Genomic DNA, 25,205 nt, shown 5'->3' on the forward strand with positions numbered 1-25,205 from the left:
GGGTTTCGCTTACGGCATCCTCGCGTGCAAGCACCTGTCGTATCGGCTGCCGCTGGGGCCGCGCCGCGAATTCACCGCCATCGCGCACGCGCATGCGCGTCGCCGCGCGCGACCAGTGCGCGAATGCGATCGGCGGTGCGACACGCGATCGCCTGGATCGTCAGCGACGGATTCACGCCGCCGACGGTCGGGAACACCGAGCCGTCGCACACCCACAGGTTCGGGATGTCCCAACTGCGGCAGTCGGCATCGACGACGCTCGTCGCCGGGTCGTCGCCCATCCGCACGGTGCCGGCGAGATGGCATGTGTCGTCCTCCTCGTGCCAGATGTCGCGCGCGCCGGCCGCCTCCAGCGAACGCCCCATCTGCGCGAACGCGTGGCGGATCATCCGGCGGTCGTTGTCGTCGTACGAATAGGTGACGCGCGCGATCGGCAGCCCGAACGCGTCGCGTTCGTCGGCGAGCGTCACGCGGTTGTCCGCGCGCGGCAGCGTCTCGCCGACGATCTTCAGGCCGGCCTGGAAGTTGTAGCGCGCCATCTCGCGCTTCAGCGCGTCGCCCCACAACCCGCGCGCGGCGACCTTGCGCGCCCATTCGATCGGCAGCGGCCCCTGGCTCATCCAGCAGTAGCCGCCGAAGAAATCCTTGCCTTCGTCCGCGTAGTTCCAGTGCTCGGTGATCGACAGCGACGGCGGCCCCTTGTACCAGCGCACTTCGTCGTCCAGCGTCCCCCACGACGCCTGGTTGAGCTGCGCCATCAGGTAGCGGCCGACGAGGCCAGAACGGTTCGCGAGCCCCTGCGGATGCCGCCCGTTCGCGGACAGCAGCAGCAGGCGCGGCGTCTCGATCGCATAACCGGCAACGACGACGTTGCGCGCGCGCTGGAACCGCGTGTGGCCGTCGCGCGCGTAGTGCACGCCGGTCACGCGATCGCCGTCGGCCTCGATGCGCAGCGCCATCGCGAGATCGCGGACTTCGGCGCCGGCCGCGACGGCGCGCGGAATCCACGTGACGAGCGCGCTCTGTTTCGCGTTGGTCGCGCAGCCGGCGATGCAGAAGCCGCGATACACGCACGGATGCGCGCGGCCGCGCGGCGCGGACAGCGTCGCGAGCGGCGTCGGCGTCCAGTCGATGCCCATGGCCTCGGCACCGCGCGCAAGCACGAGCGCGGCCGCGTTCAGTTCGTGGGCGCGATACGGATAGCGCGGGCGCGGCGGCCCCCACGGGTAGTTCACCGGCCCGCTGATCCTCAGCGCCAGCTCGACCTCGCGGTAGTAGCGCCACATCTCGCGCCAGTCGAGCGGCCAGTCGACGCCGTAGCCGAGCGCGGTACGCGAGCGAAACCACTCGGGCCGGAACCGCAGCGACACCATCGCGAAGTGCACGGTGCTGCCGCCGATCGCGCGACCGCTGTTGTTGGTGCCGAGCGTGAGCGGATCGGCGCCGTCGCAGATCCGCTCGTCGGTCCAGAACAGCTTGTGCTGATGCGTCTCGTCCGACGCGAATTCCTCGAGCGGCCGCCACCATGCGCCCGCGTCGAGCGCGACGACCGAGAAGCCGTATTCGGCGAGCTTGCACGCGAGCGTGCCGCCGCCGGCGCCGGTGCCGACGATCACGAAGTCGACCGCCTCGTCGTCGCGGAACATCCGCATCGGCGACCAACCGCCGACCCGCAACGGATCGGGCGCACGGCCGTCGCGGCCGCGCGGCGAGGGGGCGGACAGCGGTTCATCGGCGGCCATCGCGATCGCCCTCCTCCACGCGCAGTTCCGCTTCCCACGGGTCGCGGCGGTTGAAGTCCATCCGCACGTAGCCGCGCGGGCTCGCGGGGCCGCCGAAGCCGATCTCGTTCCATGCGAACGGATGGCCGTAATACGCGCCGCAGATATCCATCAGCACGCGCTTCGCGAAGAACGTGCGCGGGTCCATGCCGTCCCAGGCCGGTTCCACCTTCCGGTCGACGTCACCTTTCTGCACCGCGTGCAGCAACGCGTCGGCGTCGCGCGCACCGAGTGCCGCGAACGCGCAGCCGTGCGCGTGCCGCGCCATCGCGTCGAGCGCGGCGAGGCCCGTCTGCCAGGCTGCACGCAGCGGCGGAAGACGCGCATCGCGATAGCCGTCGCCGTCGTCGGCCGCGAGCCGCGCATCGACCAGCGCGGCGGTCGGAATCGCACCGGCGCCGCCCGGCTGCTGCGGCACGATGCGCGCGCACAATGCGCCGAGCGTCGCGTATCGTTCGGAATCCAGATGACGCGGCGCATTCGCCGCCACGCGCAGGCGCGCATCGATCGCACGCCGCGTCGCATCGTTCCACGACGGCGTATCGCGCTTGGCGAGCACGTCGTAGCCGGGGTAGCGCGGCAGCGCGACCGGTTTGCGGTTCGCGTCGCTCATGACGCCTCCTGTTCGGCGAGCGCGGTCGCGGCCAACCCGGCGATCGCGAGCGCGGTGAAGCTCGGTGGCGCCGGCAGCGGCGGCCCCGACAGCAGGTTCTGCGACCAGTTGCGCCAGCCGCCCATCTGCCGCGCGACGCCGCGCGCATGGAACGCGACGCCGACGAACCCGAGCACGGCCGTCGCGCGCAGCCACCCGCGGCAGAACCGCCGGTCGGCGCGCGGGCGCGACAGCGCGAGCTGGGCAGTCGCCAGCGCGGCAAGCGGCGGCACGACGAGCGGCGCGAACATCGCGCGATGCTGGAAGGCGCCGCGAAAATGCAGCAACCCGACTTCGCCGAGCGTGCCGACGAGCCCCGCCGCGACGAGGCCAGCCAGCGCGCGCCCGGCCGGCAGTCCGGCGAGCCGCGGCGCATCGGCCGGACTCTCGCGCAACCGCTCGCCCGCCGCGCCCAGCGCGCCCGACAGCAGCAGCGCGAACGGCGCGCCGAGCGGTGCGCCATAGAACAGGTTGTGCCAGCTGAAACCACCCGGCCGCTTCGTCACGTTGTACAGGTGGAACGCGGAACCGGCGACGCCGACCGCGGCCGATGCGACGTGCACCGCGTCGCGCAGCCGGTGGCGCGCGGGCGTGTCGTCCGCGTGGCCGTGCACGCTCGCGATCACCGACAGCGTCGACATCGCGAGCGGCGTGAGCATCGCGCGATTGTGAAAGGTGCCGCGATAGTGTTCGACGCCGCTGTCGGCGAGCACCGAGCCGGCCAGCAGCAACGCGCTGCGGTTCAGCAGTCGCGCGGCGTCGGCCAGCAACCTGTCGCGCTCGGCCGCGCGATGTCGGTGGTGTCGCATCGTTCCTCCTCCTCGGCAGTCAGAGCGCGAAATCCAGCAGGTCGGCGGTGCGCAATTCAAGGCCGAACCCGGGGCGCGCCGCGTCGATTTCCAGTGCGCCGTCGACGAGCATCGGCGCGCCGTCGAACAGCATCCGCTCGATGCGGACGTGATCGTGAAACCATTCGACGTGGCGCAGGCGCGGCGCCGCGCATCCGATGTGCCGGTGCAGCGCGGGCGCGCAATGCGCGGACAGGTCGACGTGGTGCGCATCGGCAAGCGCGGCGGCCGCGAGAAAGCCGCTGACGCCGCCGCAGCGCGTCGCGTCGGCCTGCAGCACGTCGACCGCCCGGCCTTCCAGCAATCGCCGGAAATCGTCGGGCGTATACGCGTACTCGCCGGCCGCGACGTCGACTCGCGCGCCGACCTGCTCGCGCACGAAGCGCAGCCCGGCGACGTCGTCGCTGCTGACGGGCTCCTCGAACCAGCGAATGTCGCAATCGGCGGCCGCCTGCGCGAACGCGAGCGCGGTGCGCGGCGCGTACGCGCCGTTCGCATCGACGAACAGGTCGACGCCCGGCCCGAGCGCATCGCGCGCCGCCTGCACGCGCGACGGATCGCGCGCATCCTGCACGCCGATCTTGATCTTGCACGCGTGCACGTGCTCGGCGCGCCATCCTTCGAGTTGCGCGGCGAGCGTCGGCGCATCGTAAGTCGTGAACCCGCCGCTGCCGTACACCGGCACGCGTTCGCGCAGGCGGCCCAGCAGCAATGCGAGCGGCACGTCGGCGAGTTTCGCCTTCGCGTCCCACAGCGCGGCATCGAGCGCCGAAATCGCGGTGGCCGCGATCCCGCTGCGGCCGAGGTTGCGCACCGCGCGCCACAACGCATCGACAGCGGCCGGGATGTCCACCACCGGCCGGTTGCGCACCACGCCGGCCAGCAGCGACGTCACGAGCGGCACGGCGCTCGCATCCGTATACGTATAGCCGAGCCCCGTCACAGGCCCCGCGTCGATCTCGACGACGACGACCGTCGTCGCGGTCCATGCATAGGTGCCGTCGGCTTCGGGTCGGTCGGTCGGCACGCGATACGCGCGAGCACGCACGTCGTCGATCGCCGGTGCGGCGGAAAGCGCCATCGTTACGCTCCGGTCAGCTTGCTTTTTGCTTGCGGACAGCGCGTGCAACCGCTGTGCCCGACGCACGCGGCGCGGCACGTGCCTTGCGCGGCAGCCTCGCATCGGCTCATTCCGAACCAAGGAGAAACGGCATGGCGACAGTGGCGGATTTCATCGTCGAGCGGCTGTACGCGTGGGGCGTGCGCCGCATCTACGGCTACCCGGGCGACGGCATCAACGGCTTTTTCGGCGCGCTGAACCGCGCGGACGGCAAGATCGAATTCATCCAGGCGCGCCACGAGGAGATGGCGGCCTTCATGGCGTCCGCGCATGCAAAATTTACAGGCGAGCTCGGCGTATGCGTCGCGACGTCGGGCCCCGGCGCCGCCCACCTCGTGACCGGCCTGTACGACGCGCGACTCGACCACATGCCGGTGCTCGCGATCGTCGGTCAGCAGGCGCGCGCCGCGCTCGGCGGCCACTATCAGCAGGAAGTGGATCTTCCGGCGCTTTACAAGGACGTTGCGGGCGCATTCGTCCAGCTTGCGACGGTGCCGGGCCAGGTGCGTCATCTGGTCGACCGCGCGGTGCGCACCGCGCTCGGCGCGCGCACGGTGACCGCGCTCGTGCTGCCGAACGACCTGCAGGAGCTCGACTACGCGCCGCCGAAACGCGCGCACGGCACCGTGCATTCGGGGGTCGGCTATACGGCGCCGAAAGTCGTGCCGTATGCGGACGACCTGCGCCGCGCGGCCGACGTGCTCAACGCGGGGTCGAAAGTCGCGCTGCTGGTCGGCGCTGGCGCGCTGCGCGCGACCGACGAGGTCATCGCGGTGGCCGACCGGCTCGGCGCGGGCGCCGCGAAAGCGCTGCTCGGCAAGGCCGCACTGCCGGACGACCTGCCGTGGGTCACCGGCTCGATCGGGCTGCTCGGCACCAAGCCGAGCTACGAGCTGATGACCGAATGCGACACGCTGCTGGTCGTCGGCTCCGGTTTTCCGTATTCGGAATTCCTGCCGAAGGAAGGCCAGGCGCGCGGCGTGCAGATCGACCTGAAGGCCGACATGCTGAGCCTGCGCTACCCGATGGAAGTCAATCTGGTCGGCGACAGCGCCGAGACGCTGCGCGCGCTGCTGCCGCTGCTGAACGAGCGGCGCGATACCGCGTGGCGCGACCGGATCGCCAAATGGAACCACGACTGGCACGACACGCTCGCGGCCCGCGCGGCCGCGAAGGCCAGCCCGGGCCGCGGCGTGAATCCGCAGCGCGCGTTTACCGAGCTGTCGCCGCGCCTGCCCGACGACGTGATCTTGACGAGCGATTCGGGCTCCTGCGCGAACTGGTATGCGCGCGACCTGATGATGCGGCGCGGGATGATGGGCTCGCTGTCCGGCGGGCTCGCGTCGATGGGCGCCGCGGTGCCCTATGCGATCGCCGCGAAATTCGCGTATCCGGTGCGCCCGGTGATCGCGATGGTCGGCGACGGCGCGATGCAGATGAACAACATGGCCGAGCTGATCACGGTCGCCAAATACTGGCGCCAGTGGCCCGACCCGCGCTGGATCTGCATGGTGCTGAACAACGAGGACCTGAACCAGGTCACGTGGGAGCAGCGCGTGATGGAAGGCGACCCGAAGTTCGACGCGTCGCAGCAGATCCCGAACGTGCCCTACTACCGCTTCGCGACGCTGCTCGGCCTCAAGGGCATCTACGTCGACGATCCGGAGCAGCTCGGCGCCGCGTGGGAAGAGGCGCTCGCGTCCGACCGGCCGGTCGTGCTCGAGGTGAAGAGTGACCCCGAGGTGCCGCCGCTGCCGCCGCACGTGACGCTGCAGCAGGCGAAGCATTTCGCCGAAACGCTGGTGAAAGGCGACGCGCGCGAAGCCAACGTGATCGTCGAGACCGCGCGGCAGGTGCTGTCGGCCGTGCTGCCCGGCAACGGCGAGCACGGCGACAAGCGCGGCAAGGACGACAAGGGAGGGAAAGGCGAATCGTAAGCAAGGCAGGCGCGGAACGGCGTGGCACCTGGTTAGCGTAGTCGCCTAGTCGATGTCGACGTCGTCCCGCCCGTCGCCCTGCAGCGCGAGCGCCGCATTCACGAGCCCGACCTGCGCGAGCGTGAACGGAAAATTCCCGCACATGCGCCGCGCGTTCACGTCGTATTCCTCGGACAGCAGCCCGACGTCGTTGCGCAAGCCGAGCAGCCGCTCGAACAGCGCGTGCGCGTCGTCGTCGCGCCGCTGCATCCGGTACACCTGCACGAGCCAGAAGCCGGCCGCGAGAAACGCGCCTTCGTCGCCTTCGCAGCCGTCCCCGAAACGCGGCGGCCGATAGCGGAACGGCAGGCCGTCGTCGACCAGCTCACGCTCGATCGCGGCGACCGTCGCGACGACGCGCGGATCGGACGCGTCGAGCATCCCCGTGAGCGGAATCAGCAGCAGGCTGACGTCGATGCCGTCGCCGTCGAAACGATCGACGAAGCGGCCGAGCCGCGCGTGATAGCCGTGCTCGAGCACTTCCGCACGCACCGCGTCGGCCCAGCGCCGCCACACGGCGAGCGGCGCGTGATGGCCGAATGCGCGTGCGGACCGGTACGCGCTTTCGACCGCGGCCCATACCATCACCTTCGACGACGTGAATGGGTGCCGCCCGCTGCGCACCTCCCAGATACCTTCGTCCGGCTCGCGCCAGATCGTCGCGAGATGTTCGAGCAGGCGCCGCTCGAGCGTCCACGCGTCGTCGTCGGGCGGCAGCCCATGCCGGCGTGCCTGGTACAGCGCACCGAGCACCTCGCCGTACACGTCGAGCTGCAACTGGTCGGCCGCCGCGTTGCCGAAACGCACCGGCCGCGCGCCTTCATAGCCGGCCAGATGCGTGGCCTCCCACTCGGCCGCGCGCCGGCCGCCGTCGGCCGCATACAGCACCTGCAATTGCGACGGGTGATCGGCGATCGCGCGCACGAGCCAGTCGCGCCAGCGGGCGGCTTCGTCGCGATAGCCGCAGCGCACCAGCGCGCGCAGCGTGAAGCTCGCATCGCGCAGCCAGCAGAACCGGTAGTCCCAGTTGCGCGCGCCGCCCAGGCGCTCGGGCAACGAACTGGTCGGTGCCGCGACGATGCCGCCGGTGCGCAGGCTCGACAGCAGTTTGATCGTGATCAGCGCGCGTTCGATCGCGTCGCGATACGGGCCGTCGGCCGCGTTGCAATCGGACCAGGCGCGCCAGAATGCCTGCGTGTCGCGCAGCGACGCATACGCATCGGGCACCGCCGGCGCCGCGTCGAACGAACGCGCATAACTGATGCAGAAATCCGTCCGCTCGCCGGCCGAGATCCGGAGCGTGCCGACGAGCCGGTCGCTCTGCACGTCGAGCCGGGCATCCGTGTCGAGCCACATCGCATCGCCGCCCGTCATCATCCGCCAGCGCCGGCCGAAACGCCGGCACCACGGCAGCGCGCTGCCATAGTCGAAGCGCACGCCGAGATCGACGTCGACGTCGACCGTCCCGCGCTCGCCGCACACGCTGCGCATCAGACACGGATCGGCCGAGTTCCAGCTCATCCAGTCGGTGATCACGACGCAGCCGGACGGTGTTTCGAACGTCGTTTCGAGTATCGCGGTGCCGGGCAGATAGCGCCGCGTCACGCGCGCATCCGGCTCGCTCGGCGCAATCCGGAACCGGCCGTTGTCCGGCGTACCGACGAGTGCGGCAAAGCACGGCGGCGAATCGAAATCCGGCCAGCACAGCCAGTCGATGCTGCCGTCGCGGGCGACGAGCGCCGCACTGCGACCGTCGCCGACGAGCGCGTAATCCTCGATCCGCATCGCGCTCACCGGTTCCATTTGCGCGTGACGGCAAACGCGGTCGCGAGCACGGCGACCGCCGCGCCGAATGCGAGCGCACGCGACGCGCCGAGCCCGGCCTCGGCGCCCGTGCGGTGCGCTTCGTCGGTGAACGCGCCGCGCGTCGCATGCCCGCCGGGCACGGTCGTCCACAGGTTCGACGGGCGCGGGCCGGCCGGCTCGGCGCGCTGCTGGCCGCGCACCGCCGTGCGTGCGAGATAGCGGTCGAAGCAGCCGGGCGCGATACCGTTCGCAACGATCGCCGCGAGCGACGACCAGCCGACCCAGCGCTCGCGGCACGGATACCGCGCGGCGTGCACGATCGCGTCGGCCGCCACCTCCGGCGCATAGACCGGCGCGACCGGCCGCGGTGCGTGCGGCAGCACGGATTCGGCCCAGTCGAACTGCGGCGTGTCGATCGCGGGCAATTGCACCATCGTCACGCGCACACGGCTGTGCGCATGCAGCAGCTCGCAGCGCAGCGCGTCGGTGAAGCCGCGGATCGCGTGTTTCGCGCCGCAGTACGGCGCTTGCAGCGGAATCGACCGGTACGCGAGCGCGGAGCCGACCTGCACGATCGTGCCGCGGTTGCGCGGCGCCATCCGTGCGAGCGCGGCCCGCGTGCCGTATACGCAGCCGAGGTAGGTGACGGCCGTCACGCGCGCATAGTCTTCCGGCGAGATCGCGTCGAACGGCGCGAACACGGTGACCATCGCGTTGTTGACCCACACGTCGAGCGGCCCGAGCTCGTGTTCGATCCGCTCGGCTGCCGCGTCGAGCGCGGCCGCATCGCTGACGTCGACGGCGATCGGCAACGCCCGGACGCCGTACGCACGCACCTCGCACGCGGTGTCATCCAGTGCGCCCGGATCGCGCGCGAGCAGCGCGACGTTCGCGCCGCGCCGCGCGAATGCGTGGGCGGTCGCGCGGCCGACGCCGGCGCTTGCGCCGGTGATCGCGACGGTCTTCACGGTCGGTTCCTCCCGTTGTCCGATGAGGGCCGGCACGCCTACGAGGCTTTCGCGCCGCAGCATGCCGGAACGGGATCGGCGCAGCAAACGACATGCCGCGCCGGCCACGCCGGCCCTCGGAGGCCGTATTGCCCCGATGCGTGCCGTGAACGGTCACCCAATTTACAAAGCGGCTGTAACGCACCGGCCGTTGCGCGCGCAATCCCGCGTCCCCACGGCGGCCTACGAGCGAGCCGCGTGCGCACGAAACTTGCTCGGCCGCGAACGGCTTTCGTCATGCCGCCGCATTCGGCAAGGAGTCGCGTTGCTCGTTCCGCTGTCCAGGAAAACGCGTCATATCGCATGCATCGCACCGTTCGCGTGGGCGGTCGCGCCGCTGGTCGCGCGCGCGGCCGCCGAGCCTGCGGAGCCCGGCAATCCGGCCGCACCGCTGCCGCTCGCCTACGTCATGCACGCAGCCGGCCCCGCGGCACAGCCGGTCCTCGTGCTCGGCTGGGCGCTGCTCGCGCTGTGCACGTTCGTCTGCGTCGCGATCGCCGTGCTGTTGCTGATCGCGCTGTTTCGCCGTCGCGCGCAGGCGGGCGGCGGCCACGGCAGCGGGCTGACGATCGTGACCGTGGGCTCCGCGATCTCGATCCTGCTGCTGTTCGGCGCGCTCGTCTACATGCTGCGCGTGCTGGGCGCGATCGCGGCGCCGCCGCGCCCGCCCGCGCTGACGATCACGGTGACCGCGCAAGACTGGTGGTGGGCCGTTCGTTATCCGGACGATGCCGGCGGGCCGGCCTTCGTCACCGCGAACGAAATCCATATTCCGGTGGGCGAACCGATCGCGATCGAACTGAAGAGCGCCGACGTGATCCATGCGTTCTGGGTGCCGCAACTCGCCGGCAAGACCCAGACGATTCCCGGCCAGACCAATCGCCAATGGCTGCAGGCCGACCGGCCGGGCATCTATCGCGGGCAGTGCTCGCAATACTGCGGCGCGCAGCATGCCCACATGGCGTTCGAAGTCGTGGCCGAGCCGCCGGCCGCGTTCCGTGCATGGCTCGCCGCGCAACGCCAGCCGGCCCCGGCGCCCACGGCGGGCGCCGGGGTCGAGCGCCGCGGCCAGCGCGTGTTCGCCGCGCGCTGCGCGGGCTGCCACGCGGTGCGCGGCACCGACGCGACGGGCGACGCGGGCCCCGATCTCACGCACGTCGGCACGCGCCGGCTGCTCGCGGCCGGCACGCTCGACAACACGCCCGACAACCTGCGCCGGTGGATCGCGCATGCGCAGCAGATCAAGCCGCAATCGCTGATGCCGTCGATCGCGCTCGCGCCGCGCGACGCCGACGATCTCGCCGCGTATCTCGCGACGCTGCACTGAACCGAGGATGCCGATGGCCATTGCCCACGACACGCCCACCCCGCTCAGCCGCGTACCCGACCTCGGCGAAGCGCCGCCCGGTTCCGCGCACGAGCGCGCGCTGGCCGAGCAGTGGGAATCGGAACCCGGCTGGCGCGGCTGGCTCGGCACCGTCGATCACAAGCGCATCGGGCTGCGCTACATCGTCACCGCGTTCGTGTTCCTGCTGCTCGGCGGCGTCGAGGCGCTCGTGATGCGCATCCAGCTCGCGCGGCCGAACGCGACGCTGCTCACGCCCGCGCAATACGATTCGCTGTTCACGATGCACGGCGTCACGATGATCTTCCTCTACGCGCTGCCGGTGCTGTCCGGCTTCGCGAACTACCTGTGGCCGCTGATGCTCGGCTCGCGCGACATGGCGTTCCCGCGGCTGAACGCGTTCTCGTACTGGGCGTTCCTGTTCGCCGGGCTGTTCCTGTACGCGAGCTTTCCGCTCGGCGCGGTGCCGGACGGCGGCTGGTTCAACTACGTGCCGCTGACGTCGCTCGACTACAGCGCCGGCGCGAACATCGACATCTATGCGCTCGGGATGATCCTGCTCGGCATCTCGACGACGGGCGGCGCCGCGAACTTCGTCGTCACGCTGCTGCGGATGCGCGCGCACGGCATGTCGATCGACCGGCTGCCGATCATCGTGTGGGGCACGCTGACCGCGTCGGTCGCGAACCTGGTCGCGGTGCCGTCGGTGAGCCTCGCGTTCCTGCTGCTGTGGCTCGACCGCAATGCCGGCACGCATTTCTTCGACGTCGCGCACGGCGGCCGGCCGCTGTTGTGGCAGCACCTGTTCTGGATGTTCGCGCATCCGTGGGTGTACGTGGTCGTGCTGCCGGCAATGGGGATCGTGTCCGACGCGCTGCCGACCTTCTGCCGGCGGCCGCTCGTCGCATACGAGGCCGTCGCGGTGTCGACCGTGGCGACGATGCTGATCGGCTTCGAGGTGTGGGTCCACCACATGTTCGCGACGGGCATCGCGCCGCTCGCGCTGGCGTTCTTCGGCGCCGCGAGCATGCTGATTTCGATCCCGAGCGCGGTCGCGGTGTTCGCGTGGATCGCGACGATCTGGACCGGCCGCCCCGTGTTCCGCACGCCGTTCCTGTATTTCGCGGGCTTCGTGCTGATGTTCGTGATCGGCGGCGTGTCGGGCGTGATGACCGCGGCCGTGCCGCTCGACTGGCAGCTCACCGATACGTACTTCGTCGTCGCGCACCTGCATTACGTGCTGCTCGGCATCAACGTGTTTCCGGTGCTCGGCGGCGTCACGTACTGGTTCCCGAAGTTCACCGGGCGGATGATGAACGAGCGGTTCGGCCGCTGGACCTTCTGGGTCGTGCTGGTGGGCTTCAATCTCGGCTTCTTCCCGATGCACGTCTCCGGGCTGCTCGGGATGCCGCGCCGCATCTATACCTATCCGTCCGGGATGGGCTGGGACACGTCGAACCTGCTGACGACGATCGGCTCGTTCGTGTTCGGGATCGGCATCGTGATGTTCGTCGTCAACGCGCTGCTGAGCGCGCGGCGCGGCGCGCGCGCCGGCGACAACCCGTGGGGCGGGGCCGGCCTCGAATGGTCGGTCGCGTCGCCGACGCCCGTGTACAACTTCGCGGTGCTGCCGCTCGTCGCGTCGCGGCATCCGCTGTGGGAAACGCGCGACGATCCGAAGCGCACCAGCCTGCGGGTCGGCTACCGGCTCGCGGACGGGCGCGAGGCGCTCGCGGTCACGCCGCTCGCCGCGACACCCAGCGCGATCCTGAAGATGCCCGAAGACAGTTGCGTGCCGTTCGTGCTCGCGCTGCTGGCGACCGCCGTGTTCGCGGCGATGCTCGCGCGCTCGCCGACCCTCGTCTGCGTGGCGCTCGCCGGTTGCGCGATCGCCACCGCCGCTTGGCTGTGGCCGCGCCGCACGCTCGGGCAGCGCGCGCGCCTGCCGGCCCGCGCCGACACGCAGGCGCCCGCCGCGGCGGCCGGGCCGCATCCGGACGAGCCGCCGTCGGCGACGGCCCCGGCCGGCGCGCCGGCCGCGTGCATCGAGCCGCTGCCGGTTGGCAGTTGCGGCGAGCGCGCGGGCGGCTGGTGGGGCGTGCTCACGCTGATCGTGACCGAGGCCGGGCTGTTCGGCTACCTGCTGTTCTGCTACTTCTACCTGCAGTCGCAGTGGTCCGCCCCGTGGCCGCCCGAAGGGATGCCGAAGATCGGGCTCGCGGCCGCCAACACGGTCGTGCTGCTGTCGAGCAGCGTGTTCGTGTGGCTCGCGGAACGCGCGGTACGCGCCGGCAGGCAGGCGCGCGCGGTCGCGATGCTCGTCGTCGCGCTGGTGCTCGGCACCGCGTTCGCGCTGGTCCAGCTGCACGAATGGCGCGACCATCCGTACGGCCCGACCGCGCATCTGTACGGCAGCCTCTACTTCACGATCACCGGGTTCCACCTCGCGCACGTCGTGGCCGGCCTCGCGATCCTCGCGCTGCTCGCCGGGTGGACGGCCGCCGGGTTCTTCGGCCGCGAGCGACGCGTCGCGCTGACCGTCGGCGGGCTCTACTGGCACTTCGTCGACATCGTGTGGCTGTTCATCTTCACCGCGCTGTACGTATCGCCATTCTGGCTGAGGAGTACCGGATGAACGACGCCCGCCGCGCGTGGACCCCGCTGCTCGCGATCGCGGCCGGCCTCGTCGGCGCGCCCGCGCTGTGGTTCGCGCAGATGCTCGTGTCGGAGACGCTCGCGTCCACCGCGTGCTATCCGCTCGGTGTCGCGCAGGCCGCGCCGCGCTGGGCGCACGTCGGCGTGTGGCTCGCGCTGATCGCCGCGGGCGCGTTCGCGCTGGCCGCGGCCTGCGCGACGTGGCTCGCGCGTGCGTGGCGACACCGGCACGATGCCGATGCGCCGGCCGCGACGCGCGACGACAGTACGCGCTTTCTCGCGCGCTGCGGCATGCTCGCCGCGCTCGGCTTCGTGATCGGTCTGGTGTTTACGGGGATCGTCACCGCTTTCGTGGGGCCTTGCAGCCCATGGCGCTGATCTCGTTCGCTTCGTGCTTCGTACCGGGCCGCCGCGCGGGTATCGCGCTCGCGGTATGCACCGCGCTCTGCGCGTGCGACATGCAGCGCGACGACGACGCGGCCGCCGCCAGCGACACGGCCGGCGCCGCATCGGCGGCGCAAGCGCCCGAGCCCGCGTCGGGCTGGCGGTTCGTGCGGATCCGCACGTCGGCGGCCGATGCCGGCGCGTCGATGTCCGCTCGCGCGAGAGACGATCCGCGGCTTTCCCGATCGCGGGATGCGAGCGCAGCGGATTCCGGCGCATCGAGCGCGGCCGCCCCGCCGCCCCATGCGGCTTCCGCGTCGACCGCCCGGCGCCCGGTGATCGCCGCGGCGGCCGCGAGCGCCGACGCCGCGACGCTCGCGCGCGGCCGCTACCTCGCGCTCGCGGGCGATTGCGCCGCGTGCCACGACGCGGCCGACCATACGCCGTACGCGGGCGGCCAGCCGGTGAATTCGCCATTCGGGCCGATCTATGCGCCGAACATCACACCGGACCCGACGCACGGGATCGGCCATTACACGCTGCACCAGTTCGACGATGCATTGCGGCGCGGCGTGCGCGCGGACGGCAGCCGGTTGTATCCGGCCATGCCGTACCCGTCGCTCGCGCACCTGAGCGACGACGACGTGCGCGCGTTGTATGCGTATTTCATGCGCGGCGTCGCGCCTTCCCCGAACGCGGCGAAGCTCACGCAATTGCCGTTTCCGTTCAACCAGCGCTGGGCGCTCGGGCTGTGGAGCCTCGCATTCGCGAACCGCGACCGGTTCACGCCGCAGCCGTCGCAATCGGCGGACTGGAATCGCGGCGCATATCTCGTGCAGGGGCTCGGCCATTGCGGCGCATGTCATACGCCGCGCGGGCCGGCCTACAACGAACGCGGTTACAACGAGCGCAGCCCTGCGTTCCTCACCGGCGGCATCAACGATCACTGGTTCGCGCCGAACCTGACCGGCGCGGACCCGGACGGCCTCGGCCGCTGGTCGGCCGACGACATCGCGACGTTCCTGCGCAGCGGCCATGCGGCGCGCGGCGCGGTGTTCGGCGCGATGGCGCCGGTCGTCGGCGAAAGCACCGCGTTGCTGACGGACGCCGACCGCCATGCGATCGCCGTGTACCTGAAGTCGTTGCCGGCGCAACCGACCGCCGCGACGAATCCGCTGGGGGTCGGCGTCCCGCGGCTGACGGCCGCCGGCCCTCGCCCGGAAGGCGGCCAGCAGGCGCCGGGAGCCGGCGTGTTCGCGGGGTTCTGCGCGCGTTGCCACGGCGCGGACGGGACGGGCGTGCGCGACCACGGGCCGCCGCTCGCGGGCAGTTCGATCGTCGTGGCGGCCGATCCGACCAGCGCGATCCGGATCGTGGTCGAAGGCGCGCGGCCCGCGCCCGGGACGCCAGGGCCGGTGCAGCGGATGCCGGCGATGCGCGGCGCGCTGACGAGCGCCGAGATCGCCGCGGTGGTCAGCTACGTGCGCGGCGCGTGGGGGAATCGGGCCGCGCCGGTGTCGGAGCAGGACGTGAGGCGGTTGCGGGCGGCGATACATCGGTAGCGGCGTGCTGCGCGCGGGGCTTCCCGGACGATGCAGGCCGTTCTGCGTCGACTCGTCGCCGCCACACAACACCACGACGATCGTCTTTCCGCGGACGCGTTGTGCGTCAGATCCGTAGGCACCGTGAACGCGCCCGGCTCACGGCCCCCGGAACCGCGATCGGTCGGCGCTTGTCCGGCCCGACCGATCAGGTTTCGACGATACCGCTACCGGCTCGCGACGGCCTGCGCTTGCGGCGCCTGCCAGCCACCGCCAAGCGCCTTGAACGCAGCCACTGCCGCGCGCGCCGATTCGGTTCGTGCCTGCACGCGTTCATCCGATGCGCGCAACAGGCTTTCGTCGGCCTGCAACACCTCGATCAGGCTGACCACCCCTTTCTGGTAGGCCGCGAACGATGCCGCGCGCGCGCGGCCGAGCGAATTCACGCCGTCGCCCAGAATGGCCGCCTGCTCGTCACGCTTGACGAGCGCCGAGAACGCGTTTTCGACGTCCTCGGTGGCGTGCAGCGCCGCGAGCCGATACGCGGCCAGCATTTCGGCATCCTGCCCTTTGGCCTGCGCGATCTGCGCATTGATCCGGCCGAAGTCGAACAGGCGCCAGCGCAGGCCGAGCACGCCCGCAGCCTGGTTCGCGCCGCCGGCAAACAGGTTGCCCGCGCCCATCGTCGTCGCGCTGCCGATCAGCCCGCTCAACGAGAACTTCGGGTAATACTCGGCGATGGCCATGCCGATGCGCGCGTTCGACGCCGCCACGCGCCGCTCGGCGACGATCAGGTCGGGCCGGCGCCGGAGCAGTTCGCCGGGCGTGCCCGTCGCCGCGATCCGCGGCGCCGCCGGAACCTCGCCGCCGGCGAGCAATTCCGCGCGGTGCGTGCCGGGCTGCGAGCCGAGCATCACGTCGAGCGCATTCATCGCCGCGTCCAGCGCCGCTTCGAGCACCGGCACCGTGGCGCGCACCTGCGCGAGCGCGCCTTCGGCCTGCCTCACCTGAAGCTCCGCCGCGAGGCCCTTTCCATAGAGCAGGTTGAGGGTCGACAGCAAATCCTGCTCGGTCCGCACCTGGCGCCGAGCGACGTCGAGCCGGCCCTGCAACCCGCGAATTGTGATGTAGGTATCCGCGGTTTGCGCGGCGACGGCGAGCCGCGTCGCGACCGCCGCCGCTTCGGATGCCTGATAGTCGGCGAGCGCCGCTTCGCGGCCGCGGCGCAATCCGCCGAATACGTCCAGCTCCCAGCTCGCGTTGAAATCGGCCTCGTAGTCGCTGCCATGTCGATCGAAACCCGGCGTCGAATTCAACACGCGCCCCAGCGGCGTTTCGACCGACTGGTAGACGCGCGCCGCCTGACCGGTCACATTGCCGGACGGCAGCAGCGCCGCATTCGCCGCACCGAGGCCTGCGCGCGCTTGCGCGACGCGCGCCGCGGCCTGCGCAAGATCGAGATTCTGCGCGAGCGCCAGCGTGACGAATCGCGTCAGTTGCGGATCGCCGAAGCCCGTCCACCACGTCGCGAGTTCGGCGGCGGCCGCCGCGTGGCGCTGGTCCACGGCATGCTGGCCCTCGAACTGCCGCGGCATCGCCACGTCCGGCCGCACATAGTCGGGACCGACGGCACATCCCGCCGACAAGGTGGCGGCCAGCGCCGCGGCAATGATGGGTTTGGGTAGCATGAGGGCTTTAGCAAGAATCCGATAGTGACTATAATACCAAATAGTCACTCGTTGTCCATTCCTGTCCGCTGTCGCCCATGAAAAAAACCCTCCCTTCCGCAGCACCCGCACGCGGCCCGGCCGACCACGACGTCCGGGATCAGATCGTGGCCGCCGCCACCGAGCACTTCAGCCGGTACGGCTATGAAAAGACGACCGTGTCGGACCTCGCGAAGGCGATCGGCTTCTCGAAGGCCTATATCTACAAGTTCTTCGAGTCGAAACAGGCGATCGGCGAAATGATCTGCGCGAACTGCCTGCACGAGATCGAAACGGACGTCCGCGCGGCCGTCGCCGAGGCCGAACTGCCCACCGAAAAGCTGCGGCGGATGTTCAGGGTCTTTACCGAAGCGAGCCTGCGGCTCTTCTTCCGCGACCGCAAGCTGTACGACATCGCGGCGTCGGCCGCCACCGAAAACTGGCGGTCGGTGCAGGCCTACGAGGCACGCGTGCAGAAGCTGCTGCAGGAGGTGCTGCAGGAAGGCCGGCAAAGCGGCGAGTTCGAGCGCAAGACGCCGCTGGACGAAACCGCGACGGCCATCTATCTCGTGATGCGGCCGTACCTGAATCCGCTGCTGCTGCAATACAACCTCGACACGACCGACGCCGCGCCCGCCCAACTGTCCAGCCTCGTCCTCCGCAGCCTCGCGCCGTGATGCGTCACCGTTTGTGACTATTGACTATATTGGTCACTAGATACACAATGAAAGCCCCGATCACTTCGTCACTGGGTCTTTCATGGTTCGGCATCGCCTCGCTTTCTTCGCAGTCACTTGCGCACTGCCCCTCGCGTTAGCCGCCTGCAGCGGAAAAACGCCTTCGGATCCGCGCACGGAGGCGCCGCTCGTGCGTACCGCCCTCGTGCAGACGGCCGCTCCCGCGTCGCGCTCGTTCACCGGAACCGTCGCCGCGCGCGTGCAGAGCGATCTCGGGTTCCGGGTATCCGGCAAGGTGCTGGAGCGGCTCGTCGATACCGGGCAAACGGTCCGGCGCGGCCAACCGCTGATGCGGCTCGACCCGATCGACCTGAAGCTCGCGGCGCGCGCGCGCGACGAGGCAGTCGCCGCCGCACGGGCCCGGGCGCGACAGACCGCCGAGGACGAAGCCCGCTACCGCGACCTGCGCGGCAGCGGCGCGATATCGGCATCCGCCTACGACCAGGTCAAGGCGGCCGCCGATGCCGCGAAAGCCCAGCTCAGCGCCGCCGAAGCCGACGCCGACGTCGCGCGCAATGCGACCGGCTATGCGCAACTCGTCGCGGACGGCGACGGCGTGGTGATGGAAACGCTCGCGGAGCCCGGTCAGGTCGTCAGCGCGGGCCAGCCCGTGGTGCGGCTCGCGCACGCCGGCAGCCGCGAGGCCGTGATCGCGTTGCCCGAAACCCTGCGCCCGACGCTCGGCTCGGTCGCGCAGGCCGGGCTGTTCGGCAAGCCGGACGTCAGCGTCCCCGCGACGCTGCGCCAGCTTTCCGACACCGCCGACGCCAGGACGCGGACCTTCGAAGCGCGCTACGTGCTGCAGGGCGCGCTGGCCGATGCCCCGCTGGGCGCGACCGTCACGATCCGCATACTGGACGACGCGCACGCGGCGCCGCAAGGCGGCATGCAGGTGCCGATCGGCGCGCTGCTGGACGCGGGCAACGGGCCCGGTGTCTGGGTCGTCGCCGGCGAACCGGCCAAGGTGGCGTGGCGGCCCGTCAAGGTCGAGCATCTCGACGACGACAGCGCGCGCGTGTCCGGCACACTGAAGCCGGGCGAGCGCGTCGTCGCGCTGGGCGCGCAATTGCTGCACGACGGCCAGCCGGTCCGTGTATCGGCGCAGGCCGCCAAGATCGCGAGCGAAGGAGCACGATCGTGAGCGAAGGCCGATTCAATCTGTCGGCGCTCGCCGTGCGCGAGCGCGCGATCACGCTGTTCCTGATCTGCCTGATCTCGCTGGCCGGGCTCGTGTCGTTCTTCAAGCTGGGCCGCGCGGAAGACCCGGCATTCACGGTCAAGGTGATGACCATCGTCACCGCATGGCCGGGCGCCACCGCGCAGGAAGTGCACGACCAGGTCGCCGAAAAGATCGAAAAGCGCCTGCAGGAGCTGCGCTGGTACGACCGGAGCGAAACCTATACGCGGCCCGGCCTCGCGTTCACGACGTTGACGCTGCTCGACGGCACCCCGCCGTCGGAAGTGCAGGAGCAGTTCTATCAGGCACGGAAAAAGATCGGCGACGAGGCGAACAATCTTCCGTCGGGCGTGATCGGGCCGATGGTCAACGACGAATACGCGGACGTCACCTTCGCGCTCTTCGCGTTGAAGGCCAAGGGCGAACCGCAGCGGCTGCTGGTGCGCGATGCCGAAACGCTGCGCCAGCGGCTGCTGCACGTGGCGGGCGTGAAGAAGATCAACATCATCGGCGAGCAGGCCGAGCGCATCTACGTGCAGCTGTCGCACGACCGGCTCGCGACGCTCGGCGTGAGCCCGCAGGAAGTATTCGCGGCACTCAACGGCCAGAACGCGCTGACGCCGGCCGGCTCCGTCGAGACCCGCGGGCCGGAGATCTTCATCCGCCTGGACGGCGCGTTCGACAAGCTGCAGACGATTCGCGACACGCCGATCGTCGTGCAGGGCCGCACGCTGAAGCTGTCCGACATCGCCACCGTCGAGCGCGGCTATGAAGATCCGGCGACCTTCATGATCCGCAACAACGGCGAACCGGCGCTGCTGCTCGGCGTCGTGATGCGCGACGGCTGGAACGGGCTCGACCTCGGTCGGGCACTGGACGGCGAAGTCGGCGCGATCAATCGCGAGCTGCCGCTCGGCATGAGTCTGACCAAGGTCACCGATCAGGCGGTCAACATCAGCTCCGCGGTCGACGAATTCATGATCAAGTTCTTCGCCGCGCTGCTGGTGGTGATGCTGGTGAGCTTCGTCAGCATGGGCTGGCGCGTCGGCCTCGTCGTCGCCGCGGCCGTGCCGCTGACGCTGGCCATCGTGTTCGTGGTCATGGCCGCCACGGGCAAGAACTTCGACCGCATCACGCTCGGCTCGCTGATCCTCGCGCTCGGGCTGCTGGTCGACGACGCGATCATCGCGATCGAAATGATGGTCGTGAAGATGGAGGAAGGCTACGGCCGCGTGGCGGCGTCGGCCTATGCGTGGAGCCATACGGCCGCGCCGATGCTGGCCGGCACGCTGGTGACCGCGGTCGGTTTCATGCCCAACGGTTTCGCGCGATCCAGTGCCGGCGAATACACCAGCAACATGTTCTGGATCGTCGGGATCGCGCTGATCGCATCGTGGGTCGTCGCGGTGGTCTTCACGCCCTATCTCGGCGTGAAGATGCTGCCCGACTTCAGGAAGGTCGAAGGCGGGCACGACGCGATCTACGACACGCCCCGCTACAACCGCTTCCGTCGGTTGCTGACGCGCGTGATCGCACGTAAATGGCTGGTTGCCGGGTCGGTCGTCGGCCTGTTCGTGCTCGCCATTCTCGGCATGGCGATCGTCAAGAAACAGTTCTTTCCGATCTCCGATCGCCCCGAAGTGCTCGTCGAGGTGCAGATGCCGTATGGCACCTCCATCTCGCAAACGAGCGCCGCGACGAAAAAGGTGGAAGCGTGGCTCGCCAAACAGAAGGAGGCCGAGATCGTCACCGCGTACGTCGGGCAAGGCGCGCCGCGTTTCTATCTGGCGATGGGGCCCGAGCTGCCCGATCCGTCGTTCGCGAAGATCGTGATTCGCACGGACAGCCAGGACGCACGCGATGCGCTGAAGGCACGACTGCGGCGCGCGATCGCGGACGGCCTGGCGCCCGAAGCGCGCGTGCGCGTGACGCAACTCGTGTTCGGCCCGTACTCGCCGTTCCCGGTGGCCTATCGGATCACGGGCCCCGATCCGGACAAGCTGCGCGGCATCGCGGCCGCCATCGAACGCGTGATGAACCGCAGCCCGATGATGCGCACGGTCAACGCCGACTGGGGCACGCGCGCGCCGACGCTGCACTTCACGTTGCAGCAGGACCGACTGCAGGCGGTGGGGCTGACCTCGAGCGCCGTCGCACAGCAACTGCAGTTCCTGCTCACCGGCGTACCCGTGACCGAGGTGCGCGAGGATATCCGCACCGTGCAGGTGATCGCGCGTTCGGGCGGCGATGCGCGGCTCGATCCGGCGCGGCTCGGCGACTTCACGCTGGCCGGCGCGAACGGGCAGCGGGTTCCGCTATCGCAGGTCGGCAAGGTCGACGTGCGGATGGAGGAGCCGATCATGCGCTGGCGCGACCGCGTGCCGACGATCACGGTACAGGGCGACATCGCCGACGGCTTGCAGCCGCCGGACGTCTCGACGGCCATCACCAGGCAGCTTCAGCCGATCATGGACACGCTGCCGGGCGGCTACCGCATCGAACAGGCGGGCTCGATCGAGGAATCGGCCAAGGCGACGACGGCCATGGCGCCGCTGTTCCCGATCATGCTGGCGGTGACGCTGATCATCATCATCTTCCAGGTGCGCTCGATTTCCGCGATGGTGATGGTGTTTCTGACGAGCCCGTTGGGATTGATCGGCGTGGTGCCGACACTGATTCTGTTCCGGCAACCGTTCGGCATCAACGCGTTGGTCGGGCTCGTTGCACTGTCCGGCATCCTGATGCGCAACACGCTGATCCTGATCGGGCAGATTCACCAGAACGAACAGGCGGGACTGGATCCGTTCCATGCGGTCGTCGAAGCGACCGTGCAGCGTGCGCGCCCGGTGATCCTGACGGCCATGGCGGCGGTGCTCGCGTTCATTCCGCTGACCCATTCGGTGTTCTGGGGAACGCTCGCGTACACGCTGATCGGCGGCACGTTCGCCGGCACGGTGCTGACGCTGGTGTTCCTGCCGGCCATGTACGCGATCTGGTTCAGGATCAGGCCGGGCCATGCCGCCGGCTCGCATCACGGCCGGCATGAACCGGCATCGCCGGGCGAGCGCGCGCTTCAGCCCGCGCTCGATGCCCGCGATTGACACTCCCCCATTCACCGTATCGAAGGAAGCAGCCATGTCGAATTCCACCGTCGTCGTCGTGACCGGCGTGTCGTCGGGTATCGGGTGCGCGAGCGCGGAGCAGTTTGCCCGGCGCGGGTGCCGGGTGTTCGGCACCGTACGCAGCATTGCCGGCACCGCACCCGTCGCCGGCGTCGAGTTGATCGAGATGGACGTGCGTGACGATGCGTCCGTTCGATCCGGAATCCAAACGATCATCGATCGCGCCGCACGGATCGACGTGCTCGTCAACAATGCGGGAACGAGCCTGATCGGCGCGGTGGAGGAAACGTCGGTGATCGAAGCGGCCGCTTTGTTCGACACCAACGTGTTCAGCATCCTGCGCACGGCGCAAGCGGTGCTGCCGCACATGCGCGCACGACGCGGCGGACGCATCGTCAACGTCAGCTCGGTGCTCGGATTCCTGCCGGCGCCGTACATGGGCCTCTATGCGGCGTCCAAGCATGCGCTCGAGGGATTGACCGAAACGCTGGATCACGAGGTGCGCCAGTTCGGCATTCGTGCGACGCTGGTCGAACCGTCGTTTACGCGGACCAACCTCGACGTCAATGCGCCGCAGACCGGCGCACGAATCGACGATTACGGCCGCGAACGCGCGCTCGCCGCACGCGCCGTCGTCGACAGCGTCAAAGCTGCCCCGCCCCCCGGCGGCGTGGCCGATACCATCGTCGAAGCCGCGCTCGGCGCGTGGCGCATGCGGCGCACGCCGCGGGGCGAAGCCTCGCTCCTGAGCAAGCTGCGGCGCTTCATGCCGGCCGGGCCCGTCGATTCGAGCCTGCGCAAGAAATTCCGGCTCGCTTGATGCGGCGCGAGCGGCCCGTGCCGAGGCCGCCCGTCATCGACGTGCACCGGCCATCGCGACACGCCGCAGCGCGCCCCGGCCGTCACTTGCACGAATAGTTCGCCGCGTCCCTGATCGACCCCGAGCCGTTGTACGCGGCCTTCATCGGATACATGCATACGGGCTGGCCGCCGACCCGGTTTTACCCCGGCGCGGGCGTCGTGCCGCCGCGACTAGGCCCGCAGCACCGCCACCGCCTTGATCTCCACGATATAGCCGGGCGAGCCGCCGAGCATGTGCGCGCCGATCGCGGTCCACGCCGGCCGCGGATGCGCATGGAAATAGCGGTCGCGCACCTGCATGAACAACGGCAGGTCGCGCATGTCGGTATGGAAGGTCGTGAGGTCGACCACGTCGTCGAGCGACGCGCCGCCGGCCTCCAGCACGCGCCTGAGGTTCTCGAACGCCTGCACGATCTGGGCTTCGCGGTCCTCGACCAGCTGCATCGCCGCGTCGCGGCCGATCTGGCCGGACACGTAAACGGTATCGCCGACCTTGATCGCCGGCGCATAGCCGATTTTTTCGTACACGACTTCCATGCCGGCCGGGATGATCGCTTCGCGTTTGCTCATGAGTGTCTCCGTGGCCGCGCTTGCCGCGCCGGCCGGTTATGTGATGGTCGCCGTGCGCCCGGCCGCGGCGCGTGCACCTGTGCAGCAAGCAAATCGGCAGGCGCGCCCGTCAACCCGTATCCCCACCCGCGACCGGCAGCACCGTACCGGTGATATAGCTCGCCTCGTCCGACGCGAGGAACAGGATCGGCGCGATCTGTTCGTCGAGGCTGCCGTAGCGCTTGAAGTACGTCGATTCGGTCACCTGCCGCACGGCCTCGCCCATCCACGCCTGCTCCTGCTCGGTATCGCCGGCCGCATTGCGCGGCACGCGGCGCGGCGGCGCGCTGGTGCCCCCCGGCGCGGTGGCGACGACGCGGATGTTGTGTTCCGCGTATTCCATCGCGAGCGCCGACGTCAACGCGTTCACGCCGCCCTTCGCCGCGGAGTACGGCACGCGGCGAATGCCGCGCGTCGCGTTCGACGAGATGTTGACGATCGTGCCGCCGCCGCGTGCGATCAGGTGCGGCAGCACGGCATGACACGTATAGAGCGTCGGCATCAGCGAGCGGCGGATTTCCGCGTCGATCTGCGCCGGCTCGAACTCGGCGAACGGCCGCATGCGGATCGCGCCGCCGACGCCGTTGATCAGGATGTCGATGCCGCCGAAGGCCTGCACCGCGCACGCGATCGCCGCATGCGCGCCGTCGTACGTCTCGAGATCAGCGACGAAGCCCGCCGTGTCGCCGCCCGGCGCTTGCGCGGCCACCTCGGCCACGAACTCCGCGCGATCGACGAACAGCACCTTGCCGCCCTCGGCCGCCGCGCGCAGCGCGACACCGCGGCCGATGCCCTGCGCCGCGCCGGTGACGACGACGACCTTGCCGGAGAATCGTTGCATGGTCATGCCGCCTTTGCCGTGACGTTGGGGGTGAACTTCTCGTAGTGGAAGCTGTTCGGCTTCACGCCTGCGTCGTCGAAGTACTGGCGCACCGCATCGACCATCGGCGGCGGCCCGCACAGATACACGTCGACGTCGCCATCGTTCAGCGCGTCGGCCGGGATGTGCTGCGTGACCCAGCCCTTGCGCGGATGGCTCGACGCGGCGTCCGCGACGACCGTCGCGAAGCTGAAGTTCGGCAGTTTCGCCGCAAGCGCTTCGATCGCGTCGACCAGCACGAGATCGAGATCGCGCGTGACGCCGTATACCAGGTGCACCTTCTGCCGCGACCCGCTGCGCGCGAGCACGTCGAGCATCGACAGGAACGGCGCGAGACCCGTGCCGCCAGCGAGGAACAGCAGCGGCCGCGCGACGTCGCGCAGGTAGAAGCTGCCGAGCGGCCCGTGCAGGTCGAGCGTGTCGCCCGGCCGCGCCGATTCGAGCCACGTGCTCATCACGCCGCCGGGAATCTTCTTGATCAGGAAGCCGACCTTCGCGTCGCCCGGCGCGGACGAGAACGAATACGAGCGGTGCTGACCGCTGCCCGGCACGTCGATGTTCACGTACTGGCCCGGCAGGAACACCGGCGCACCCGCGCCGACGTCGAGTTCGAGCACGACGGCCGCATCGTTGTGCTGCTGGACCTTCGTGACCGTCGCGGCAAAGCTGCTCTGCCCGGTCTTGCAGGCGACCGACGACGTCGGCACCGCGATCACGCAATCGCTTTGCGGCACCATCTGGCACGTCAGTACGAGGCCGCCCGCCTTTTCGTCCTCGGTGAGCGCGTCGCCGATGTAATCGTCGCCGAGGTCGTAGCGGCCGCTTTCGGCGCGGCACTTGCAGGTGCCGCACACGCCGTCGGAACAATCCATCGGAAGGTTGATCTTCGCGCGAAAGGCCGCGTCGAGCACCTTCTCGCCGGCCTTGCAATCGATGAAGCGGGTCACCCCGTCATCGAAATTCAGTGCAATGTTGTAGGTGGACATGGCGTCGCCTCC

Annotated in this window: 19 protein-coding genes; 9 read left to right on the forward strand and 10 right to left on the reverse strand. The window is 70.0% G+C overall.

All coding sequences use genetic code 11. The features are described 5' to 3' along the window. Window positions 1–71 precede the first annotated feature (71 nt). The 4 genes from C4B30_RS25660 to C4B30_RS25675 are packed head-to-tail and all read right to left on the reverse strand — an operon-like array spanning window position 72 to window position 4,362. Complete coding sequence (locus tag C4B30_RS25660; RefSeq protein ID WP_027785950.1) at window positions 72–1,742, reverse strand: GMC family oxidoreductase; 1,671 nt, start codon at window positions 1,740–1,742, stop codon at window positions 72–74. Beyond that, on the reverse strand, window positions 1,729–2,394 hold the full coding sequence (locus C4B30_RS25665; RefSeq protein ID WP_027785951.1) for a gluconate 2-dehydrogenase subunit 3 family protein: 666 nt from the start codon (window positions 2,392–2,394) through the stop codon (window positions 1,729–1,731). Before C4B30_RS25665 ends, C4B30_RS25660 begins: the two co-directional genes overlap by 14 nt. Further along, window positions 2,391–3,242, reverse strand: coding sequence for a hypothetical protein (locus C4B30_RS25670; protein WP_027785952.1), 852 nt, complete (start codon window positions 3,240–3,242; stop codon window positions 2,391–2,393). The genes C4B30_RS25665 and C4B30_RS25670 overlap by 4 nt, the downstream gene beginning before the upstream one ends. Before the next feature lie 19 nt (window positions 3,243–3,261). After that, window positions 3,262–4,362 carry an enolase C-terminal domain-like protein gene (locus C4B30_RS25675; protein WP_027785953.1) on the reverse strand — a complete coding sequence of 367 codons (1,101 nt, stop codon included), beginning with the start codon at window positions 4,360–4,362 and terminating at the stop codon, window positions 3,262–3,264. 131 nt (window positions 4,363–4,493) lie between these two features. Between C4B30_RS25675 and C4B30_RS25680 the strand changes: the two genes are divergently transcribed. After that, window positions 4,494–6,338: a thiamine pyrophosphate-requiring protein gene (locus C4B30_RS25680; protein WP_027785954.1), complete on the forward strand. Its 1,845-nt coding sequence runs from the start codon at window positions 4,494–4,496 to the stop codon at window positions 6,336–6,338. A 45-nt stretch (window positions 6,339–6,383) separates the two neighbouring features. Here the strand turns inward: C4B30_RS25680 and C4B30_RS25685 are convergent, their stop codons facing one another. Continuing rightward, on the reverse strand, window positions 6,384–8,162 hold the full coding sequence (locus tag C4B30_RS25685) for a glycoside hydrolase family 15 protein (protein ID WP_034185542.1): 1,779 nt from the start codon (window positions 8,160–8,162) through the stop codon (window positions 6,384–6,386). A gap of 5 nt (window positions 8,163–8,167) precedes the next feature. Beyond that, window positions 8,168–9,151, reverse strand: a complete 984-nt coding sequence (locus C4B30_RS25690) for an SDR family oxidoreductase (RefSeq protein ID WP_027785956.1) — start codon at window positions 9,149–9,151, stop codon at window positions 8,168–8,170. A gap of 304 nt (window positions 9,152–9,455) precedes the next feature. Here C4B30_RS25690 and coxB point away from each other — a divergent pair, with 304 nt between their 5' ends. From coxB to C4B30_RS25710, 4 genes are read left to right on the forward strand one after another with little or no spacing between them, the layout of a single operon-like run. After that, window positions 9,456–10,517: a cytochrome c oxidase subunit II gene (coxB, locus tag C4B30_RS25695; protein ID WP_027785957.1), complete on the forward strand. Its 1,062-nt coding sequence runs from the start codon at window positions 9,456–9,458 to the stop codon at window positions 10,515–10,517. Between the two features lie 13 nt (window positions 10,518–10,530). Further along, window positions 10,531–13,170 (forward strand): cytochrome c oxidase subunit I, encoded by a 2,640-nt coding sequence (ctaD, locus tag C4B30_RS25700; RefSeq protein ID WP_027785958.1) that lies wholly within the window; start codon window positions 10,531–10,533, stop codon window positions 13,168–13,170. Further along, a complete protein-coding gene (locus C4B30_RS25705) occupies window positions 13,167–13,568 on the forward strand; it encodes a hypothetical protein (protein ID WP_027785959.1) in 402 nt (133 codons plus the stop codon). Before ctaD ends, C4B30_RS25705 begins: the two co-directional genes overlap by 4 nt. After that, window positions 13,559–15,136, forward strand: coding sequence for a cytochrome c (locus C4B30_RS25710; protein ID WP_027785960.1), 1,578 nt, complete (start codon window positions 13,559–13,561; stop codon window positions 15,134–15,136). The genes C4B30_RS25705 and C4B30_RS25710 overlap by 10 nt, the downstream gene beginning before the upstream one ends. Window positions 15,137–15,342: 206 nt before the next feature. On the opposite strand, the gene C4B30_RS25715 is transcribed toward C4B30_RS25710, so the two are convergent. Beyond that, on the reverse strand, window positions 15,343–16,803 hold the full coding sequence (locus tag C4B30_RS25715; RefSeq protein WP_027785961.1) for an efflux transporter outer membrane subunit: 1,461 nt from the start codon (window positions 16,801–16,803) through the stop codon (window positions 15,343–15,345). Between the two features lie 77 nt (window positions 16,804–16,880). On the opposite strand from C4B30_RS25715, the gene C4B30_RS25720 reads away from it, so the two are divergent. The 4 genes from C4B30_RS25720 to C4B30_RS25735 all read left to right on the forward strand — a co-directional run bounded on the left by C4B30_RS25720 (window position 16,881) and on the right by C4B30_RS25735 (window position 22,677). Further along, entirely contained in the window at window positions 16,881–17,498 is a 618-nt protein-coding gene (locus C4B30_RS25720; protein WP_027785962.1) for a TetR/AcrR family transcriptional regulator, read from the forward strand. 82 nt (window positions 17,499–17,580) lie between these two features. Continuing rightward, window positions 17,581–18,699, forward strand: a complete 1,119-nt coding sequence (locus C4B30_RS25725) for an efflux RND transporter periplasmic adaptor subunit (RefSeq protein WP_027785963.1) — start codon at window positions 17,581–17,583, stop codon at window positions 18,697–18,699. Continuing rightward, entirely contained in the window at window positions 18,696–21,836 is a 3,141-nt protein-coding gene (locus C4B30_RS25730; protein WP_027785964.1) for an efflux RND transporter permease subunit, read from the forward strand. Before C4B30_RS25725 ends, C4B30_RS25730 begins: the two co-directional genes overlap by 4 nt. Before the next feature lie 34 nt (window positions 21,837–21,870). Beyond that, a complete protein-coding gene (locus C4B30_RS25735; protein WP_027785965.1) occupies window positions 21,871–22,677 on the forward strand; it encodes an oxidoreductase in 807 nt (268 codons plus the stop codon). Window positions 22,678–22,889: 212 nt separating this feature from the next. On the opposite strand, the gene C4B30_RS25740 is transcribed toward C4B30_RS25735, so the two are convergent. From C4B30_RS25740 to benC, 3 genes are all read right to left on the reverse strand, one after another. Then, window positions 22,890–23,288, reverse strand: coding sequence for a RidA family protein (locus C4B30_RS25740; RefSeq protein WP_027785966.1), 399 nt, complete (start codon window positions 23,286–23,288; stop codon window positions 22,890–22,892). Window positions 23,289–23,397: 109 nt separating this feature from the next. Further along, on the reverse strand, window positions 23,398–24,174 hold the full coding sequence (locus C4B30_RS25745; protein WP_027785967.1) for a 1,6-dihydroxycyclohexa-2,4-diene-1-carboxylate dehydrogenase: 777 nt from the start codon (window positions 24,172–24,174) through the stop codon (window positions 23,398–23,400). Continuing rightward, on the reverse strand, window positions 24,171–25,193 hold the full coding sequence (benC, locus tag C4B30_RS25750; RefSeq protein WP_027785968.1) for a benzoate 1,2-dioxygenase electron transfer component BenC: 1,023 nt from the start codon (window positions 25,191–25,193) through the stop codon (window positions 24,171–24,173). Before benC ends, C4B30_RS25745 begins: the two co-directional genes overlap by 4 nt. Window positions 25,194–25,205: the final 12 nt, after the last annotated feature.

The organism is Burkholderia sp. BE12, assembly GCF_002959955.1.
Taxonomy (GTDB): Bacteria; Pseudomonadota; Gammaproteobacteria; order Burkholderiales; family Burkholderiaceae; genus Burkholderia.

Excerpts from the sequence above, each read along its gene's own strand:
- C4B30_RS25680 (WP_027785954.1), top strand. The coding sequence starts at position 4,494 with ATGGCGACAGTGGCGGATTTCATCGTCGAGCGGCTGTACGCGTGGGGC.
- ctaD (WP_027785958.1), top strand. The coding sequence starts at position 10,531 with ATGGCCATTGCCCACGACACGCCCACCCCGCTCAGCCGCGTACCCGAC.
- C4B30_RS25670 (WP_027785952.1), bottom strand. The coding sequence starts at position 3,242 with ATGCGACACCACCGACATCGCGCGGCCGAGCGCGACAGGTTGCTGGCC.
- C4B30_RS25745 (WP_027785967.1), bottom strand. The coding sequence starts at position 24,174 with ATGACCATGCAACGATTCTCCGGCAAGGTCGTCGTCGTCACCGGCGCG.
- C4B30_RS25685 (WP_034185542.1), bottom strand. The coding sequence starts at position 8,162 with ATGCGGATCGAGGATTACGCGCTCGTCGGCGACGGTCGCAGTGCGGCG.
- C4B30_RS25710 (WP_027785960.1), top strand. The coding sequence starts at position 13,559 with ATGGCGCTGATCTCGTTCGCTTCGTGCTTCGTACCGGGCCGCCGCGCG.
- benC (WP_027785968.1), bottom strand. The coding sequence starts at position 25,193 with ATGTCCACCTACAACATTGCACTGAATTTCGATGACGGGGTGACCCGC.
- C4B30_RS25675 (WP_027785953.1), bottom strand. The coding sequence starts at position 4,362 with ATGGCGCTTTCCGCCGCACCGGCGATCGACGACGTGCGTGCTCGCGCG.
- C4B30_RS25715 (WP_027785961.1), bottom strand. The coding sequence starts at position 16,803 with ATGCTACCCAAACCCATCATTGCCGCGGCGCTGGCCGCCACCTTGTCG.
- C4B30_RS25665 (WP_027785951.1), bottom strand. The coding sequence starts at position 2,394 with ATGAGCGACGCGAACCGCAAACCGGTCGCGCTGCCGCGCTACCCCGGC.
- C4B30_RS25725 (WP_027785963.1), top strand. The coding sequence starts at position 17,581 with ATGGTTCGGCATCGCCTCGCTTTCTTCGCAGTCACTTGCGCACTGCCC.
- C4B30_RS25705 (WP_027785959.1), top strand. The coding sequence starts at position 13,167 with ATGAACGACGCCCGCCGCGCGTGGACCCCGCTGCTCGCGATCGCGGCC.
- C4B30_RS25720 (WP_027785962.1), top strand. The coding sequence starts at position 16,881 with ATGAAAAAAACCCTCCCTTCCGCAGCACCCGCACGCGGCCCGGCCGAC.
- C4B30_RS25660 (WP_027785950.1), bottom strand. The coding sequence starts at position 1,742 with ATGGCCGCCGATGAACCGCTGTCCGCCCCCTCGCCGCGCGGCCGCGAC.
- C4B30_RS25740 (WP_027785966.1), bottom strand. The coding sequence starts at position 23,288 with ATGAGCAAACGCGAAGCGATCATCCCGGCCGGCATGGAAGTCGTGTAC.
- C4B30_RS25735 (WP_027785965.1), top strand. The coding sequence starts at position 21,871 with ATGTCGAATTCCACCGTCGTCGTCGTGACCGGCGTGTCGTCGGGTATC.